Raw genomic sequence first — 18515 nt, forward strand, 5'->3', positions numbered from 1 at the left:
ATTTAAAGGGGTTGACTCAACTCGACAAAAATTTGCATAATTATTCAGGTTTTACTAAACTTGATCCTTCCAGATGGATCGAAATTTGCAGTGTTTGAATCCCTGTTTTTTCCCAGTCATCATACAACTTTTGACGAGATTGCTGTTCCGGTATAAAGGCAAGGCCACAATCACCGCCACCTGCTCCTGACAACTTTCCAGCGCCTCCATAGTTTTCTGCCGCAACACTTAATTTATACAATTTATCTGTCTCAATCTCAACTTGTGCATCTATTCCTAATTGTGCTAATGCTTCTCTATTTAATCTTATCCCATCAAAAAATAATTTAGCGTCGTCATGCTCCATCCCAGTTAGTATACTGCTTACCGCTCGCTCACTTTTATGTAAAAAAGCAGTATATCTATCAGGTCGTAAATCCTTTAAAGATTTAATATGACTTACTAAACTGCCTGTAGAAGCTGGATTACCAGTCCAACCAATACACACTTGAATAGTAGAAGGAAATTTCATTGGTTTAATCGATAAATATTTCCAATCTTTCTCAACAAGTTTAACAATATTCGGCTGTTTGCTTAGCTCTTCTTTTAACCATTCTGCTTGGAAAGAAGTGTAATTTAATACACCACCATAGGTTGAGGCTGCAATATCAGCTCCAGAGCCATTTCCTTGAGTTTTAATATGTGCTATCGAAGCTAATTTAAAGATCAATTCACGTGTTGGAGTCTCAGGTAAGAACTTTGTTAATATAGCAGTAACAATAGATGTGACAACGGCAGCACTCGATCCTAGTCCATATTTAAGTCCTGAATCATTATCATCTAATTCACTTGTTATTACTAAAGAAAAAGGCTGTAATGTACTATTTACTTCTTCTAAATAAGTTAGTGTGACTCCGATTGCTTCCTTTACAAATGCCAACCGCGTATCTGTATGATTAAAAACTACTTCACCATTTACAAATTTCCATTCAAGATCATGAAGTTGAAAATCTTTTAATGTAACAACTTTTTTATCGCTATCGATAATTTCGGTATAAACAAATCGATCAACAGCCATAACGACAAGATGATGGTAAGGTTCCAGTACCGCAAATTCCCCAGCGACCATAAGTTTTCCAGGCGTTTTTATTGTTAAACTTTGTTCCAACCAACTCACTCCTACACGTAGGATATTCCTTCTCCAACTTTACTAACAATTACATCAGTGACTCCGTCTGTTTGACGTAATTTTTTCAAAACTTCTTGTTCATCTTTAGGCAAATACAGCACTTTTACATTTGGTCCAGCATCAATGGTAAAATACGCTGGAAACCCGCTTTTCCGCAAACTTTGAACTGTTTGCATCACTGTCATTGTCGTATCTTGCCAATATGTAAACGGGGGAACAGCTCCTAATGTAGTTGCATGCATTTTTAGACAGTTTGCTTCTGCAATTGATCCTACTTTTTCAAAGTCTTTTGCTACAATACCTTCTTTTATTGCTTCTAAATCTGCTGGCAGACTATCTAACCAGCCATCATAAAAGACAGAAGTATCTACTGTCCTTTTCATTCCTACACGACTTGAAACATCTTTTTCCTTTGCCGTAAGAACAACTGCTGCGACTCGGATGTCCCAATGATCTTGGGGAGCAATCTGTATCGCATAAGAATCACTGCCATCATTAGCTTGTCCTTTTTGCCACTCTACAAATCCACCATAAATAGAACGGCATGCTGATCCAGAGCCTTGTCTTGTAAATTTAGAAAGTTCCTGCTCACTCAAATCTAACTTGAGCGCTTGTGCGGTAGCAGCAGCCAAAGCTGCAAAACCTGAAGCAGAAGACGCAAAACCTGCTGCTGTAGGAACTTTATTTATTGAATTTACTTCGGCATACAATCCTTGTTTATTGGCATAATTTCGGAATAATTCCAAATAATTCGTTACACGTTCATATGCAATATCTTTAATAACCTTATCGTTCAATGTAAAAACATCTTTTTGTAATTCATTTTTAAAGTGAACAGTTGTCCGAGTGTAAAATCCATCCAACGTTACAGACAGACTGCTATTCGTAGGTAATATTAGCTCCTCATTACGCTTTCCCCAATATTTAATTAAAGCAATATTTGTATGTGCTTTCGCAGTTGCACGCATTAATTTACTCCTTTAATCATAATGATGCAAAAGTTCATAAACAGACAGGAAATCGGCATCTAACCGATTTCCTAGAAAAGTTTATTCATTTTCGCTTTTTAATACAAAAGGCCATACTGCTTGTGCTCCTGATGCTTTCAATTTTTCACTTAGCTGCATTGAATGAATCTCATTTTGAGCTAAAGCAATAATACAGCCTCCGTTTCCGCCACCTGTTAATTTTGCTCCAAGTGCCCCATGCTCTCGTGCAAAATTAATCAATTTATTTAAACTTGAATCACTAACACCAATTGACTCCAATTCATTTTGAGCTTCATTTAAAAGATTACCTAATAATTGTTTACTAGACTTTTCGAGTGCTTCTCTTACTTGATACGTAATTTCCCCAATTCGCTCTATTTTACCATTAATTTTTTGAGGCGTTTGATTGATGAGTTTAGTCACTGTACTAACGGCAGTTCTCGTATCAGCCATTCTTCCCGAATCGGCAACAACAAAATAAAACTCCCCATTCGGCTTAATATAATCAATAGGTTCTTCTTTCTTGTACCATATTGGGCTTTGTGAAGTGATCGTTAACGGATCTATTCCACTAGGAGCGCCATGTGCAAACGTTTCTGAAATATTTGCTAGCTGTAATAACTGCTCTTTTGTATATTGTACATTAGAATACTTATAAAGCGACTTCACAATTGCAATTGCTACAGAAGCACTTGACCCAAGCCCCTTACCAGGAGGGATAGAAGACTTAATCCGAATTAGTAAATCGCGATAAGGAATTTTTAAAATCTTTAATGTTTGTTTAACCGTGTTAACAATACCCGCTAATGACTTAGGAGCTAATTCCATTGGACCTTGGTAAAGTGAACTGTCAAGATAGACATTCCCAATTACACGCTCGACAATAGACTCCACCCCTATTAAAGGAAATGGAATAGCTATTGCAGGCTGCCCATGAACAACAGCATGCTCTCCTACTAATATTAATTTACTATGTGCTACCCCAGTAGCAACTTTTTCTGAGATTGTAATTTTTTCCACACTCATTTTGCATACTCTTCCATTAATTTTTTTGCGTAGCCTACACGGATTTCTTTCGCATCTACTAATTTCTCAGCAATTATATCAACTAGTTGACCAGTAGCACCTGCTGCCATTGCTACAGAACGGGAATGAAGTGCCATATGCCCTTTTTGAATTCCATCTGTTACAAGTGCTTTAAGTGCTCCTAAATTTTGAGCTAGACCAACAGCGACAATTACACGCGCAAGTTCTTTTGCAGAATCCACTTGCAAAATCTTATACGCCAATTTGGCCATTGGATGAACACGGCTAGCTCCGCCAACAGTTCCTAAAGACATAGGAAGTTCTAATTCGCCTACTAAATTACCTTCTTCATCTGCAGACCATGTAGTCATTGAACTATACTGACCATATCGAGCTGCATATGCATGTGCACCTGCTTCTACAGCACGCCAGTCATTCCCTGTAGCTATAATAACCGGATCAATTCCATTCATAATACCCTTATTATGCGTAACTGCGCGATAAGGATCTGAAGCAGCAAATTCGTATGCATGTACCACTCCGTCACGAACTTCTTCACCAGTAAAGCCTTCTGATGCTAATAACTCCGGTGGAATAACACATGTCGCTTTTGCTAAGCAGCGATCAGCATAATTTGACAAAATACGTAAATATACTTTTCCGCCTGACAAATGCTCTACAATAGGTGCTAACGATTCTGCCATTGTATTAATAATGTTTGCCCCCATTGCATCGCACGTATTTACGAGCAGGTGGACAATTAACATTTGATTAAATCTTGAGCCACTTTCATTGATGATTCGAACTTCTAGATCCTCGGCTCCTCCTCCTCTTGCGACAAGACTAGGGTAAGCATCATTAGCTGCCTGAATAAGCATTTCTTTCTCGGCTATTATCGCATCTTTAGCTTTGTTAAAATCTTCACAACCGACAACTTGAATCTGTCCAATCATAATCCGCTCTGTTGCTTCTGTATGAAAGCCTCCAGCTTCCCTGACAATTTTCGCAATATAGCTTGCAGAAGCAACAATTGAGGGTTCCTCAACGGCCATTGGAACAATATAATCTTTTCCATCGATTGTAAAGTTTAATCCTAATCCAAGTGGAAGAGAGAATGTCCCTACAACATTTTCTATCATCTTATCTGCTGTTTCTTCCGGCAACGACATTTGATGTAATAATTGAGATGCATCTTCTTCGGAAAAATCGAATAATTTGATGAGTTGTCTCTTTCTTTCTTCAATTGTCATTTTATAAAAGCCAGGAATTCTAGAAGATATCTCCATGCAATTCACCCTTAAAAAGTGTTTTAATAAAACTGAATATATAAAATAGTATCTGTACGAACTATATGTTTCTGATAAAGTAGGTAGCTCCTTCACCAAATTGATAGTAAAAGTGCTACTACATTTTTAAATTAATTTTTATATTATCTTATTTACTAAAAAAACTCTGCTTTATAATTATACCAAAAAACATACGTAAATTGCTTGTTTATTTACTTTTAATCTGTTAATTGACTCTATTATGAGAAAATCCTTCTAAAAATGCAAATAAACAAGGTTGTATAAATACACTCCTTGTTTACAATAAGAATTAATTCATTCATGTATGAAATAAAGATGGCTGGGCTACTAGGATTCGAACCTAGGAGTGACGGAACCAAAATCCGTTGCCTTACCGCTTGGCTATAGCCCAATCAAATTTATTATAAAAATGGAGGGGGGCAGATTCGAACTGCCGAACCCGATGGGAGCGGATTTACAGTCCGCCGCGTTTAGCCACTTCGCTACCCCTCCATATGCTTTACCATCTAAATATAAAATATACTTAGAGATAAAAAAAATGCCGGCCAGAGGACTTGAACCCCCAACCTACTGATTACAAGTCAGTTGCTCTACCAATTGAGCTAGGCCGGCATTGTTAAGATGACCCGTACGGGATTCGAACCCGTGTTACCGCCGTGAAAGGGCGGTGTCTTAACCACTTGACCAACGGGCCAAATAAGTTGCTCTTAAAAGCCAACAGATTTTATTATATACAAGCTTTTCTACTTTGTAAAGGGTAAAGTTTAAAAATCTTTAATAATTATTTACTATCCATTAGAAAACTAGTTTGTAGTATGAATCCATTTTTAAAATCGTTATAATAAGTAACAGTACATATTATGGAGGTGCCATTCATGTCTGGCTTATTAAATGGAAAAAACATCGTTGTTATGGGCGTAGCGAACCAGCGAAGCATCGCTTGGGGAATTGCAAAATCACTTCATCGTGAAGGCGCAAATCTTATCTTTACAAACCGACAACAGCGCTCATCCCAGAAATTAGAAAAGTTATTAGACGAAAATAATATAGAAGCGAAATTACTTGTCTCCTGCGACGTGGCCAGTGACGAGAGCATTAAAGAAGCATTTGCAGAAATCAAAGAAAAGGTAGGGGCAATTCACGGCCTCGTTCATTCGGTTGCTTTTGCAAACCGTGATGAATTACAGGGAGAATATGCAGAAACCTCTCGAGACGGTTTTTTACTTGCACAAGAAATCAGTGCTTACTCCTTAGTAGCAGTAACAAACGAAGCTAGAAAATTAATGACAGAAGGCGGTAGTATTGTTACTCAATCTTATTTAGGTGCTGAGCGAGTTGTAAAAAACTATAACGTAATGGGTGTCGCGAAGGCTTCATTAGAAGCAAGTGTGAGATATTTAGCAGAAGACATAGGGAAAAATGAGATTCGTGTCAATGCTATTTCTGCAGGTCCGATTCGGACACTTTCGGCTAAAGGGGTTTCCGGATTAAATGAAATTCATTCGGTAATCGAAGAAAAAGCACCTTTAAGAAGAAACATTGATCAGGACCAAGTTGGAGATGCAACAATGTTCTTACTAAGTGATCTCGCTCGAGGAATTACAGGGGAAGTCATTCATGTTGACTCTGGATATCATATTATGGGTCTATAACATAAAGTTAAAGTAACACATCTTTTAAATTAGTCCGTCAACATTTCAAGCAAACTACTTGTTAGTGATTGACGGACTTTTATATTTCTTTTACTGCTGATTAATTTTTATATAAATTATCAATATCTTTATTTAATTTTTCTACATTTATATTTTTCAGTACATTATCTTGAATGTCATATTTTCCCTTCAAGGTAAGTATTCTAAACAAACTTTCATCTACTCTTTCCTCATTTAGCCTACCTGCTTTTACTGCCTCTTTTAACGCATTAAATACCTCAATTACGTTCTCATATTGGTGAGCTATCAAAACAATATCTGCCCCCGCTTCAATTGCCATTACAGCTGCTTCCCCAATCTCATACGTTTTTAAAATTGCTCCCATCGTTAAATCATCCGTAATAATAACACCTTCAAACCCTAGATTTTCTCTTAATATACCTGTAATTATAGTTTCCGAAAGAGTGGCCGGATACTGCGAATCTACGTTAGGCAATAAAATGTGAGCTGTCATTATAGCTTCTGCCCCAGCGTTTATTGCTTCATTAAAGGGAAAAAGTTCTATTTCATTTAATTCTTCATAGTTTTTATCTACTTTCGGTAAGTCCTCATGAGAATCTATACTCGTATCCCCATGTCCTGGAAAATGTTTTACTACAGCAATAACATTTTCATTATGCATCCCTTTCATCATCTCAATTCCCAATTCACTAACAAGGTATTTATCACTACCAAATGCACGAGCACCTATTACAGGGTTGTCTGGATTGCTATTTATATCTATTACAGGCGCAAAATTCATATTCAGTCCAAATTCCTTTAATTGTCTCCCTAAAACTTTTCCCGTCTCAAAAGCTATATTTTCTTGATAGAATTCCCCTATTTCCCAGTTGGACTTTAACGGTTTTAAATTTGGTAAACGTACAACCTTACCACCTTCTTGATCAACACTTAAAAATAACGGTAATTGATCGTGTGAATTTTCATTTTTCAAATCGCTTATTAATTGTAACGATTGTTCAGGTTCTCGTAAATTGCGCGAGAATAAGATAAAGCCTCCTAACTTGTACGTGTGAAGTAATTTTTTAGTATCCTCCGTTAGTTCAGGTGTATCTATTCCCCCGACGATAAGTTGACCGATCTTTTCATCTAATGTCATATCACTAATAATTTCATGAGCTTCTTTTCCGTGTTTATCCTCTTTACTTAGTCCGTTGTCAGGCATATCTACCTCTATTCCATTTTTATTCATTGATTGTATACTTAATGGACTTGGATACTTCTTTGCTAAAATCAAGTAGAAAGTAAAAAATAAGCTAAGTAGGGTTACGATGATAATCAATCTTCTCATTTGCTTCACTCCTTGTAATGCAAACTTTACTTATCGATTCTCCGTAACCAAAATGCCTGCTTCTTTTAAAGCTTCACAGGCAGAATGTATTTTTTCTATTGAATCAGATTCTAAAGTATGTAAATGAAGACCTCCGGTTAGTACGGATAAAGGGACCGTCTGATTTAAAGCATGAATAAAATAATCAATATCCGATTTACTTTTTATCATAAGAGAACCAGCTAAATCGCCATAAAAAGGATGTTCAACAATCACATCAACAATTGTCACTCCAAAGTCTACTAAAATCTTCAGTTCTTTTTTTGTATCTTCAGGTGCATGATTACAAACGATAACTTTTCTATACAAGTGGTTTTGAGACGTATTTTGATAATAAACATAGCCACGGCTTGTTGCAATGATCGGCTCCTCGGCAGTTCGTAATAAAGCAATATCTGTTACGATTACTTGCCTGCTAACACCGGTTAGTTCAGCTAGTATTTGACCTGTTAAAGGCTTTGAACTCTTTTTTAATTGATCAACAATAAACCTTCTTCTTTCTTCACCATTCATATTACGACTTGTCATTTTGTTAAATTACCCCTTTATCCTGGATCTTCCTTATATCTGTTCCATCTTACCATATTATCAAAAACAAAATAAAGCACCCCAAAGTAAGATTCCAACATAGTTTTATAGCTTGCCACTATAGCCGATAATATCACTTCAAAAACACATTATTTTATATTAAACGACCACAAGCTCACCTTTTCTTCGTTTTCATACGTTGTCCGCCCTTTCACTTCATTCATTTAAGAATAAATTATAGTAGGAGAAAAAAGGAGGTGGAATAGTATATGCAAGATAATCGAAAAGAATTATATAACTTGTCCAACCAAATGATGGATATATTTATTAAAGATATTTTCTCAAATAATAAAATAGACTTAGTTGAAGCAAAGTCAAACATTTCGGAAGAACAACGTGAAGCATTGAAAAATTCCGTAAATAATTTAAAGGAACAAGTGGAAAGCTTTCTTTATGAAAAAAATGCCAAAAAAACTATTACAGAAAATGATCAAGATAAGAGCAATTCCGAAAGTCCACTTAGGGAAATGTTTAGAAGAAAAAATCAAGAGGATAAAAGTGAATAAATAGTTGAAGTCACTGATAAATAAGCTCACTCAAAAGTTTGCTCGCTTGCATTTAATAGAACTATAGGAGGGATAAATATGTATGATTATGAAGATGATTACAGGTTTTCAAACGGATGGATAGCATTAGATGAGAGGTCAGAACATCCAGTAAGATTTTGTGACAACAATTCAAATGCAGAAAACGAAGCAGCTCAAATTAGTGAAATTGACCAGTCCTCTAATGAAGTCATTATTATAAGAGATTCCTGTGATATATCTGTAGAAACGACAGACACACAAATTGCTGCATCCTTACAGGCAGCACTTCAAGTAGCTATTGCAGTAGTAATAAATATTACAATTGCGGATAGCAGCCGTGCAGAAAAAGTGACGCAAGAATTATTAGAATTGTCTCAAATTAAACAAACAAATCGCCAAAAACTTGTCATTGTCAATTCACGAAATGTAGATGTCACTACTACTGATACTGACGTCGCAATTTCATTACAATTAATGCTACAAATCCTTGTTGCACTTTTCGCACAGCTGGATATCCTCTAAACTCTTCACTATATATAATGTTAACCAGCTTGGCTATGTTCCTGTTTGAACCATCTTTTTTTAAAAGGTCTCTTCAGCTGAAGAGACCTTAATATATTAAATACAACTAAAATATTAATTATTGACACTAATCCTATACGCAAGAACTAACGATACATTTTTAGGATGGGCACTTTTTTGATTTCTCCTTTATATTATAAACAAGCTGCCGCTACTCTAATTTCTGTAATCATGTTTCAACTAACCCTCGCCTGCCTACTTACCTTACAAACCATTTTCATCAGTGCATGATGTGCTGGAGGAATTAGGCTAAAAACAATATCCATTGTTTTGCGCATCGGTATTGGATAAATGATAACTTTATTTTTATGGACTTCTTTTAAGACGATTTTGGCTAATTTTTCGGGAGACATTACCTTCTGTTTCTTTAATTGGTTAATAATAAGGGATTTATTAATATTGACTGCTTTTGACTTTTCAAAGATGGGAGTGTCCACAAATGCTGGACAAAGGGTGCTAACACTGACCCCAAAATCTTCAGCCTCATAATGAAGTGACGTTGTTAAACCTACTACGGCATGCTTTGTTGTAGAGTAGACTGCGGATACGGGGGATGGACCAAGGCCAGCTGCAGATGCCGTGTTAACAATATGTCCGAAACCTTGTTTTTTCATAATGTTATAGCCAATTTGGGTGCCGTAAATGACACCCCACAAGTTAACATCAATCATTTCTTTCCAATCTTGAATAGACATATCATATAATTCACCATACATAGCTATTCCTGCATTATTGAAAAGGTAATCTAAATGTCCGAATTCCTCATATATCTCTGTCAGAATTTGATTCATTTGATCATAATCGGTGACGTTTAATAATACGAATCTTGAATTGACCTTTGATTTATTAAGAGAAGCTTCAACTTCCTTTCCTTCCTTTTCATTAATATCAGCAATAATTACAAATACTTCTTGGGACACAAGCTCTTTACAGAGAGCCTCCCCGATAGATGCACCACCAGTGACAACAGCTACTTTATTATTCGTTTTCATTATTATTTCTTCCCAATTGTTTTTGTTGAAGAAGAGCAAAATGAAACTCCATAACTTTCTGTTAAACTATCTCTATGACATTGTACCTTTATGGTGATCCCCTCCTGTTTATTAAATTCTACTAATAATAGTCGATCAAAAATCCATTTCTCTTAACCATATGGAAAGAATTTTTTCCCGATCCCTCACATCCTTGCTTTCTTTTTTATATTTATTAAGTTTCTTTTCACCGACAATTTGACCATCTAACATATAAAGAATACGTTCGGTTTTAGCAGCCACTTTTACATCATGCGTCACTAATAAAATCGTCGTCCCTAACTTATTAATATCGTTTAATATTTCCATGATGTCACTTGCAGATTTAGAGTTTAAAGCGCCTGTAGGCTCATCACCAAAAATAATATTGGGATCATTGATAAGCGCTCTGCAAATTGCTACCCTTTGTAACTGGCCACCAGATGCTTGCGTTATATCATTATTAGCGAGTTCATATATTCCCATTTTCTTCATTAATTCAATTGCTGTATCATTAATTTTCTTACGACTTCTTTTATTGGCTAGATAAGCTGAAAGAATAATGTTGTCATAAATACATAAATTTTTTAACAAGTGAATATGCTGAAAAATAAACCCCATTTCATGTAAACGCAGCAGCGATAAATCTTTTTCAGATAATCCTGAAATCTCTTTATCATTAAATAAAACACTTCCAGAGGAGATTTTGTCCATGCCACTTATATTGTAAAGCAACGTTGATTTTCCAGAACCGGATGGCCCCATCACACATACAAATTCACCTTGTTTTATTTTTAAATCTATATTTTTTAATACTTTGTGTTCATTTTTTTCTCCAACCCTATATGATTTACTTAATCCCTTTGCCTCTAAAATAATTTCCACCACATCTCCTCCTTACGCACCTATATTGGTAATACTGAAATTCTTTATGGATCCTATACTCAAAATAGTTGTTAATGATACTGTCAAAATAAGAATAAACGGACATATGAAATAAGCTTTTATTGGATCAATTACAAACTTTATTTCGGAAGCTCCCATAAAAGACAATACGACACTCGCAACCCTTTGACCTAATGCATTTGAAACAAAAGTTCCAAGAATAATACCAATAATGAGAACACCTAATGTTCTTGTTACATATTGTATTCGGATATGTTTTAAGGAAAAACCAATACTTCTCATTATTGCAAGTTGTGAATAATCCTTTGCAATTAACATTTTCAAAAATAAAGATGTAATGAGTATCGATATGAAGATAGCAATAATAATTGCAGAAATGGTAAATGTTCTTACCTGCTTGATCGTATTCCCAAATGTTTCGTTTACATATCCTTTTAAATTGGTCACTTTTGCCGGATAAAAAGTATTGCTATACTCCGCAATTTTCCCCGGAATGCTGACATTGGCTTTGAAATCTACACCTATTTTATACGAAAGCACGTTATCCTTATTTGGAGGAATCAATGCTTTTGCGGTTCTGCCACCATTTGTTACATCTTGATAGACACCGCTTATGACCATCTCTTCCTCTTGCCCATCAATGAATAGTTTTAAAGAATCCCCGACACTTTTTTCATATTCTTCACTGTTCAAATAGGAAATTGCAATCTCATTTTGTCGAGTTGGAGCGGCCCCCGTTACATATTCTAAAGAAAAAATTGAAAAATCCCCCGATTCAATTGATATGTTTTCTAAGGCCCCCTCATTGTTTACAAGTTTAAATTGACTCGTCACAAGAGGTGCAAACTTTTCGACATCTGGGTCATTTGAAATATTTGTGATTATGTTCGCAAAATTATCTGAGGTATCTGATTGCTGTATGTCAATTCGGATATCACTGCGTTCCACTCCCAAATATTTTATAAAATCAGGAGATTGAATAGTGTTAAGGAAATTAACCGGGACGATGATAATAAATGAACAAATTAAAAATACTAAAAACAGTAATCCGTATATTCTGAATCTTATACGTATATCTCTTATTCCAAGAAGAATGTGAATATTAGAAAAAGAATTCTTATTAAAGGGAAAATAATTTACGTTTTTACTCTTCTCATTACTATCTTTCAACCTCAATGCTTCTACTGCCGAAATTTTATTAAATCTCCTCAAAATAAACATACAAAAAAATACGGTAAAGAGGAAAATTAACACAACGGCAAGAAAAGGAATGAGCTTCAGGAACAAATTCTTAGGAGCGGTCCCCATATACAACATGATATTGAAAGTAAACAAATGATTTACCAATAAAGAGACCATATAACCGGCTACAGATGCTCCAGCTGCCATAACAATATATTTTAATAGATATACTTTTTTAATATCTTGAAGATCAATTCCTATCGCTTTCATGACACCAATTTCTTGATAATCTTCTTCAATTGCTGCAAGAATAGTAAATCGAATACAGAGAAGCGCAATAATACTAAGAAGAATGCTGACAAAGATAATGAGAGCAGATACGATCCCATCTGTAATTGCATTTAAAGCTTTAAACAATGGATAATCAATAGTCGGTCCCTTATTTGGCAGTTCAGCAGATTGATACAAATTTCTAAAATTATTAAGTTCATTTACATCAGTTAGTTGAAATTCAAGTAAATATTCAATTTGCCCGATATTCTTTTTTAGCTCATTTAAATCAGCCTCGTTTACAACAAAACGTTTTGAATGAATGACAGATGGATTCATCTGCACATCTCGAACAAAATCAGTGACGATAAATTCCTTAGTAAAGTCTGTTGTAGAAATGGTAACTTTATCGCCTAGTGAAATATTTTCTTTTTGCATAAAGTAAATAGGAACAGCTATTTCTCCGGATGAAACGTGTATCCTCTCACTGTTTAAATTTAATAGAAAGTCAAAGGAACTATTCTGTTTTACAAAGTAATGATCCATAATGCTGTTCGTTTCTGATGCCTTCACATTTCCAAAGGTAATATTTCCATCATCAATTTGAATCATTTCAACGACCTGATGATCTTTGACTAAATTATTTTCTGTTGCAAAAGCATCAATATGAGAGTAATCGACCTTTCCTGAGTGCATCTGGACAAAATGTGGAACTTGAGATTTTGTAAACAAAGCATTTAAAGAGTTGGTCATTTCTGTTATCATATTTGTTCCACTGGCAACAAGTAAAGAAGATAGAAAGATGAAAATAAATAATGTTGCTGTTATAACTTTATTTTTTAAAAAATCCTTTTTAAACATTCTAATTAACACTTGAATATACACAGCTCCTTTCACTTAGAGAACTATTGTTGAAAAATATCTTTATGTGCATTCGTCCGGTTCATTAAAGAAAAATCTACTTTTGAAAATGCAAGGGTTGAAAGTATTAAAAACAAAACCCCAAATAACAATACAATGATAATACTCATTTGCGGTGTGATGACTAAATGATTGACCTTAAATGCAAGCTGTTCTGCTAGTAGTTCATCTGCTGTAAGAGACATTTTTTCTAAACTGAGGGTTCTGAAAAATGCAGTTGCATATGTCATTGGATTTAATAATGCAAGATGTTGGAGTCCATTGGGTAGAAGACTAAGAGGTACGTAGACGCCACATAAAAAAGTAATAGGAGTCGTAACGGCGATTGAAACAACTTGGAATGTTTGTGAATTTTTTACACATGTTGCTATATATAATCCAAAAGAAGAAAATACAAGTCCGATTATGATCATACAACCAAAGATTGCGATTGGAGTGAAAGGAGACGCATACCTCATTCCAATGAAATAACCTACAACGAGAATTAAAATTCCTTGAAAAGTTGCAATCGTTGTAGAAGATAGCATTTGCCCGATCGCAATGTGGACTCTCTTAACCGGACTGACAAGTATTTCTTTCATATAACCTGAAACAATATCGTCGATCGTTGAAGTGGCAATATTCAAAGATGTTTGAAACACGACGATGATTACAATTCCTGCTAATACATAATTAACTGGATTGCTTATATACGCACTTTTAAAAATCGAGCTTAATAAATATAAATAGAAAAACGGCATAATAAACATTAAAATCAGCTGCACACGATTCCTGGCAAAAAGTTTTACATTCCTAAACCATAGTGCTGCAATAACTCGCATCTTGATTACCCCCTTATGTCCTTCCCAGTAATTTGGAGAAACACATCATTCAATGTTCCTTTTTTAATTTCCAAAGTTTTTATTAATGGTCGATGCTCATTAATAATTTCCATAAAATCAGCTAATTGATTGATCTCTATCGTGTAATTATTCGATTCCTTAGAAAAACTCATATTATACTTTTGAAGTAACTTTTCTAATATTGCTGCATCTTGGCTTGTCATATAAGCCTTATCCTTTGTATATTGGCTTTTTAAAACATTCGGACTATCAAAAGCAATAATTTTCCCATTGTCCATAATAGCTACTTTATGACTAATTTCTGCTTCTTCCATATAATGAGTCGTTAAAAAAATGGTAATGTTTTTCTCTTTTTGCAGCTTGACGATGTAATCCCAAATATTTGCCCTTGTATTTGGATCAAGTCCAGTTGTCGGTTCATCTAAAAACAACACTTTAGGAAAATGTAGTAGGCTTCTTGCAATTTCTACACGCCTTTTCATTCCACCTGATAAGGAACTAACCATTGATTTTTTCCATTCCAATAAATCAACTATTTTTAAAACAAAATCAATACGTTCCTCTATTTTTGATCTCGGGATTCCATAAAAATGACCATGCATCTTTAGATTTTCTTCGACAGTCATTTTATTATCTAAAGTCGACTCTTGAAAGACGACTCCAATCACATTTCTTACTTCATCTCTAGAACTCGTAACATCCTTTCCATCGATCAGTAAAGTACCTGAAGTTTTCTCTAAAATCGTGCATAACGTATTAATCGTTGTACTCTTGCCTGCACCATTCGGACCTAGAAAAGCAAAAATACTTCCCTGCTCCACATCAAAAGAAATTCCATCGACCGCCGTATAATTTCCGTACTTTTTCATAAAATCTTTTACGACAATCATTTTTTCCAAATTAATCACCTTTTCTTGCTTATTAGAAAGCTTAAACTTTAATAATTTTCATTAATACCTTTTTCAAATCCAATTTTCTAAGAACTCTACTTCTACTACCTTTTTATTCGATTAGTTATTTTCCTTCCTGACTTTGATCGTACCTGCCAAGTATATAAGCAAAACTACCTGGTTCAGCCCCTAACGTTGTTTCTATAATGTGCACAAGTGCAATTGCCTTTTGCATTAGATCGTGTGGCTCCCATTTGAAAATTCCTTCATCTAATAAAAATTGAGAACCTACTAATAAAAATTCTACAGTTTCCTTTGGATAAGGAGTTTTAAAAGCACCTTCAGAAATCCCTTGTTCAATGACTTCAGTTAATACTGGTGTTAGGTGAAGGATGGTTTCTACCAAGCTTTTTTGGTGCATTTCAGCATTATCTACTTGATGCAACTCTTCAATCATTTTTTCCTTTCCGCCAACCTCTGGTGTTTGGGCCATGATGATCCTAAATATTTTTTCAGGTGCTTTCAAGTTAGGATCTGAAGCAATCACTTTCGCTGCCTTTACCCCTGTTTCGACAAAACGTGTGATAACCGCATCCATAACTTCTTCCTTTGATTGGAAGTAATAATAAAAAGTCCCTTTAGCAATCCCTACCTCATTCAAGATGTCTTTAATTGTTGTTTTCGAATAACCTTTCGTAGTAAAAAACATCTCAGCTACATCTAATATTTCATTTCTTCGTTCTTCTGGATTTTTTATGCTTCTCATGAAATACCTCCATCTTTATAGACCGACGGTCGGTCTATAATAAATAGTAACATTTTTCCATTTATAAAGTCAAGAGTTTCTGTATTCTTTCAAAAACATCTTTTAACAAATTAGGGCTCTGCCCAAACATACATAAGCAATTTCAAGAGACAGATTTCTTTTCTTTATCGCGCTAATCAGCAGGACTAATGATAACTAATCATTAATACAATAATTATCACCAAGAAACGATTTAAGAGGGATTTAAATCGTTTTTTAATATGATAATCAATTCTTTTCCAAAAATATTCGTTCAAACAGAAGGGTTTTGATGTTAATATGGAAATATATAGTATTCACAACCAACAAACGCTTCAGATCGCGGAAAAAGAAGGTTCTTCCGAAAGAAAGGTAAAATGTATTCAGTTTTTACATTAGTAAGTTTATTTCACAAAAAATGTGAAGGAGGAAAAATATTTGAAACAAAATGTATATGATAATTCAACTTTCTTTAAAGCTTACACAAATTTGCGAGAAAGTGGAATAACCTATAATGACTTTATCGAACAGCCTGCAATAAAATCAATTGTTCCAAACATGAAAGGAAAGTCCGTTTTAGATTTAGGCTGTGGAGATGGTCATTTTTCAAAATATTGTATTGAAAACGGTGCAAAAAAAGTAATAGGTATCGACATCTCAACTAATATGATTGAACGGGCTAAAAAGATAAACGGGGATAAACATATAGAATATATATGCGTACCAATGGAGGACTTGAAATTAACCAATCAACAATTTGATCTAGTGATCAGCTCTCTTTCTATACATTATGTTGAAGATTACTCAGCTCTAATTCGAAATATTAATAGACTATTAAAAAGTAACGGTGAATTTATTTTTTCAACTGAACATCCGATTGTAACTGCTCGAAAAGGTACTAGTCATTGGATATCGACCGAGGAAAACAATAAACTGCACTGGGCATTGGATAATTATCATGAAGAAGGCAAAAGAGAACACGATTGGTTTGTAGATGGGGTAGTTATCTATCATAGAACCATTTCTACTTTAATAAACACGCTTATTGAAAATGGATTTGTGCTGGATAAAATCGTCGAACCTCAGCCAACTCCAGTTGGGTTGGAAAAAATGCCAAAATTAATACATGAGAAACGCAGGCCCTCTTTTATTATTATTAAATCAAAAAAACTAAACGAATAAGTTCTTTCGTACCATATTTAAAACTAAAATTAAGAGCATGTTACGCTTAAAATCCACAAGTTCACCAAGAATGAAGTCATCATTAGTCTCTTACTAAAATGAAGAATGTTACATACAACCAAAAAATATCTATTCAAATAAAAAGTAAGTAAAGCCTCTCAATCATAATAAAGATTGAGAGGCTAGTTGGCTATTTACCAAAAGTCATTTTTTTACAGCATGGATGTAATGGATCGTTTCGAATGCAGACAAATAATCTGAACGATCACCAAAGAATTGATTATTAATAGCATCAGGTGATAAATGTTCATAAATGAGTAATCCTGAGTTTTCTAACATTCTTTCCATTTCATCATAAGTAAAACATGATCTCATTGGCTCACCGCTAGCAGAAGCCATTTGGACCATATTTTGAACTCGATTAGACATTCCTTTTGCTTCAAAAAGGTTGTCATCTGCATAGTCAAAAACGATGGAACTTCCTGATGGGACTTTTGTGAATAATTCCTTAATTAATTTAGCATTCTCTTCCTTTGTTAAATAATAAGAAACACCTAAAAGACTAAAGAAAGTTTTTTTATTAGGCATAAAACCTTCTTCAACAAGAGTTTGCAAAGTAAAATCTTTGGTGAAATCTATGGAAACGAAATGAAGATTATCTGGTAGTTGGTAATTAGAATTTGCTAACCTTTTCTTTTTAAATTCTTGTGTGGCTGGATAGTCAACTTCAAAAATTTCTAGGCTGTCGTTTAATTCTTGGTTTCGAAAACAAAAGGTATCTAATCCAGCTCCTAGAATGACATACTGTTTAACACCAAGCACTATTTCATGAAACAATATATTTTCACAAAAGGCAGCTCGTGCTAAAGGAGTTGGAGAAAGCTGTACTTGTGTGATCCATTTTAAAATTTCATCCGGATTATCTTGAAACTTCAGCGCAATTTCATGATTAAAGAATTGAATTCCTTTAATCATGTTTTCACGGATATCTTCAAATTCTTTTTGGGTAATTAAATCTTTTGCAATAAAATCATCAAAAATTTTAGGTGTGTCATATTTACTGTGATATGCACGCCCAAAAGCTGATATTAAGGAAGTTAAACTTGATTCATTTTTCTTCATACATTAATCCTCCCCTATACAAAAATAAGATTCCCCTGGCCAGGAGAATCTTATTATACACAAAAAATATTTAACTGTAAATTATAGCACAAATAAAAATATTTGTCAATAATAATGAATTGACTTGCTTTATAATAATAAGTCCTCTGTAGAAATGATAAAAGCTGTGATAAAGGA

At 34.5% G+C, this 18515-nt stretch carries 17 protein-coding genes and 4 tRNA genes; 4 read left to right on the plus strand and 17 right to left on the minus strand.

Annotated elements, in window-relative coordinates; all coding sequences use genetic code 11:
• Window positions 1–40: 40 nt before the first annotated feature.
• The 8 genes from SPD48_RS15175 to SPD48_RS15210 form a co-directional block, all read right to left on the minus strand.
• Window positions 41–1147 carry a phosphomevalonate kinase gene (locus SPD48_RS15175; protein WP_336258978.1) on the minus strand — a complete coding sequence of 369 codons (1107 nt, stop codon included), beginning with the start codon at window positions 1145–1147 and terminating at the stop codon, window positions 41–43.
• An 11-nt stretch (window positions 1148–1158) separates the two neighbouring features.
• Complete coding sequence (gene mvaD, locus SPD48_RS15180; RefSeq protein WP_336258979.1) at window positions 1159–2136, minus strand: diphosphomevalonate decarboxylase; 978 nt, start codon at window positions 2134–2136, stop codon at window positions 1159–1161.
• Between the two features lie 81 nt (window positions 2137–2217).
• Entirely contained in the window at window positions 2218–3183 is a 966-nt protein-coding gene (mvk, locus tag SPD48_RS15185; RefSeq protein WP_336258980.1) for a mevalonate kinase, read from the minus strand.
• Window positions 3180–4469: a hydroxymethylglutaryl-CoA reductase, degradative gene (locus SPD48_RS15190; RefSeq protein WP_336258981.1), complete on the minus strand. Its 1290-nt coding sequence runs from the start codon at window positions 4467–4469 to the stop codon at window positions 3180–3182. The genes mvk and SPD48_RS15190 overlap by 4 nt, the downstream gene beginning before the upstream one ends.
• Before the next feature lie 337 nt (window positions 4470–4806).
• Window positions 4807–4881 (minus strand) — tRNA-Gln (locus tag SPD48_RS15195).
• A 19-nt stretch (window positions 4882–4900) separates the two neighbouring features.
• Window positions 4901–4982: transfer RNA gene (locus tag SPD48_RS15200), tRNA-Tyr, on the minus strand.
• Window positions 4983–5029: 47 nt separating this feature from the next.
• A tRNA-Thr gene (locus tag SPD48_RS15205) sits at window positions 5030–5102 on the minus strand.
• A 10-nt stretch (window positions 5103–5112) separates the two neighbouring features.
• Window positions 5113–5184: transfer RNA gene (locus SPD48_RS15210), tRNA-Glu, on the minus strand.
• A 181-nt stretch (window positions 5185–5365) separates the two neighbouring features.
• On the opposite strand from SPD48_RS15210, the gene fabI reads away from it, so the two are divergent.
• Window positions 5366–6142, plus strand: a complete 777-nt coding sequence (fabI, locus tag SPD48_RS15215) for an enoyl-ACP reductase FabI (RefSeq protein ID WP_336258982.1) — start codon at window positions 5366–5368, stop codon at window positions 6140–6142.
• Between the two features lie 100 nt (window positions 6143–6242).
• Here fabI and nagZ read toward each other — a convergent pair whose 3' ends face one another.
• Both nagZ and SPD48_RS15225 read right to left on the minus strand, forming a co-directional pair.
• Complete coding sequence (gene nagZ, locus SPD48_RS15220) at window positions 6243–7493, minus strand: beta-N-acetylhexosaminidase (protein WP_336258983.1); 1251 nt, start codon at window positions 7491–7493, stop codon at window positions 6243–6245.
• 30 nt (window positions 7494–7523) lie between these two features.
• A complete protein-coding gene (locus SPD48_RS15225; protein WP_336258984.1) occupies window positions 7524–8060 on the minus strand; it encodes a transcription repressor NadR in 537 nt (178 codons plus the stop codon).
• A gap of 269 nt (window positions 8061–8329) precedes the next feature.
• Between SPD48_RS15225 and SPD48_RS15230 the strand changes: the two genes are divergently transcribed.
• Together SPD48_RS15230 and SPD48_RS15235 are read left to right on the plus strand one after the other, a co-directional pair.
• Window positions 8330–8626 carry a hypothetical protein gene (locus SPD48_RS15230; protein ID WP_336258985.1) on the plus strand — a complete coding sequence of 99 codons (297 nt, stop codon included), beginning with the start codon at window positions 8330–8332 and terminating at the stop codon, window positions 8624–8626.
• 78 nt (window positions 8627–8704) lie between these two features.
• Entirely contained in the window at window positions 8705–9169 is a 465-nt protein-coding gene (locus tag SPD48_RS15235; RefSeq protein ID WP_336258986.1) for a spore coat protein, read from the plus strand.
• 236 nt (window positions 9170–9405) lie between these two features.
• Here SPD48_RS15235 and SPD48_RS15240 read toward each other — a convergent pair whose 3' ends face one another.
• From SPD48_RS15240 to SPD48_RS15265, 6 genes are all read right to left on the minus strand, one after another.
• Window positions 9406–10221 carry an SDR family NAD(P)-dependent oxidoreductase gene (locus SPD48_RS15240; RefSeq protein ID WP_336258987.1) on the minus strand — a complete coding sequence of 272 codons (816 nt, stop codon included), beginning with the start codon at window positions 10219–10221 and terminating at the stop codon, window positions 9406–9408.
• Window positions 10222–10356: 135 nt separating this feature from the next.
• Entirely contained in the window at window positions 10357–11124 is a 768-nt protein-coding gene (locus SPD48_RS15245; protein ID WP_336258988.1) for an ABC transporter ATP-binding protein, read from the minus strand.
• Between the two features lie 12 nt (window positions 11125–11136).
• A complete protein-coding gene (locus tag SPD48_RS15250; RefSeq protein ID WP_336258989.1) occupies window positions 11137–13458 on the minus strand; it encodes an ABC transporter permease in 2322 nt (773 codons plus the stop codon).
• Between the two features lie 44 nt (window positions 13459–13502).
• Complete coding sequence (locus SPD48_RS15255; RefSeq protein ID WP_336258990.1) at window positions 13503–14339, minus strand: ABC transporter permease; 837 nt, start codon at window positions 14337–14339, stop codon at window positions 13503–13505.
• A 5-nt stretch (window positions 14340–14344) separates the two neighbouring features.
• Entirely contained in the window at window positions 14345–15259 is a 915-nt protein-coding gene (locus SPD48_RS15260; RefSeq protein ID WP_442962164.1) for an ABC transporter ATP-binding protein, read from the minus strand.
• A 115-nt stretch (window positions 15260–15374) separates the two neighbouring features.
• Window positions 15375–16016 carry a TetR/AcrR family transcriptional regulator gene (locus SPD48_RS15265; RefSeq protein WP_336258991.1) on the minus strand — a complete coding sequence of 214 codons (642 nt, stop codon included), beginning with the start codon at window positions 16014–16016 and terminating at the stop codon, window positions 15375–15377.
• A 456-nt stretch (window positions 16017–16472) separates the two neighbouring features.
• On the opposite strand from SPD48_RS15265, the gene SPD48_RS15270 reads away from it, so the two are divergent.
• Complete coding sequence (locus tag SPD48_RS15270) at window positions 16473–17216, plus strand: class I SAM-dependent methyltransferase (protein WP_336258992.1); 744 nt, start codon at window positions 16473–16475, stop codon at window positions 17214–17216.
• A gap of 204 nt (window positions 17217–17420) precedes the next feature.
• Here the strand turns inward: SPD48_RS15270 and SPD48_RS15275 are convergent, their stop codons facing one another.
• Entirely contained in the window at window positions 17421–18338 is a 918-nt protein-coding gene (locus tag SPD48_RS15275) for a class I SAM-dependent methyltransferase (RefSeq protein WP_336258993.1), read from the minus strand.
• Window positions 18339–18515 lie beyond the last annotated feature (177 nt).

Source organism: Pseudogracilibacillus sp. SE30717A (assembly GCF_037071985.1).
Classification (GTDB): domain Bacteria; phylum Bacillota; class Bacilli; order Bacillales; family Amphibacillaceae; genus Pseudogracilibacillus.

Excerpts from the sequence above, each read along its gene's own strand:
- SPD48_RS15275 (WP_336258993.1), bottom strand. The coding sequence starts at position 18,338 with ATGAAGAAAAATGAATCAAGTTTAACTTCCTTAATATCAGCTTTTGGG.
- SPD48_RS15230 (WP_336258985.1), top strand. The coding sequence starts at position 8,330 with ATGCAAGATAATCGAAAAGAATTATATAACTTGTCCAACCAAATGATG.
- SPD48_RS15190 (WP_336258981.1), bottom strand. The coding sequence starts at position 4,469 with ATGGAGATATCTTCTAGAATTCCTGGCTTTTATAAAATGACAATTGAA.
- SPD48_RS15265 (WP_336258991.1), bottom strand. The coding sequence starts at position 16,016 with ATGAGAAGCATAAAAAATCCAGAAGAACGAAGAAATGAAATATTAGAT.
- mvk (WP_336258980.1), bottom strand. The coding sequence starts at position 3,183 with ATGAGTGTGGAAAAAATTACAATCTCAGAAAAAGTTGCTACTGGGGTA.
- SPD48_RS15255 (WP_336258990.1), bottom strand. The coding sequence starts at position 14,339 with ATGCGAGTTATTGCAGCACTATGGTTTAGGAATGTAAAACTTTTTGCC.
- SPD48_RS15235 (WP_336258986.1), top strand. The coding sequence starts at position 8,705 with ATGTATGATTATGAAGATGATTACAGGTTTTCAAACGGATGGATAGCA.
- SPD48_RS15225 (WP_336258984.1), bottom strand. The coding sequence starts at position 8,060 with ATGACAAGTCGTAATATGAATGGTGAAGAAAGAAGAAGGTTTATTGTT.
- mvaD (WP_336258979.1), bottom strand. The coding sequence starts at position 2,136 with ATGCGTGCAACTGCGAAAGCACATACAAATATTGCTTTAATTAAATAT.
- SPD48_RS15250 (WP_336258989.1), bottom strand. The coding sequence starts at position 13,458 with ATGTTTAAAAAGGATTTTTTAAAAAATAAAGTTATAACAGCAACATTA.
- nagZ (WP_336258983.1), bottom strand. The coding sequence starts at position 7,493 with ATGAGAAGATTGATTATCATCGTAACCCTACTTAGCTTATTTTTTACT.
- fabI (WP_336258982.1), top strand. The coding sequence starts at position 5,366 with ATGTCTGGCTTATTAAATGGAAAAAACATCGTTGTTATGGGCGTAGCG.
- SPD48_RS15240 (WP_336258987.1), bottom strand. The coding sequence starts at position 10,221 with ATGAAAACGAATAATAAAGTAGCTGTTGTCACTGGTGGTGCATCTATC.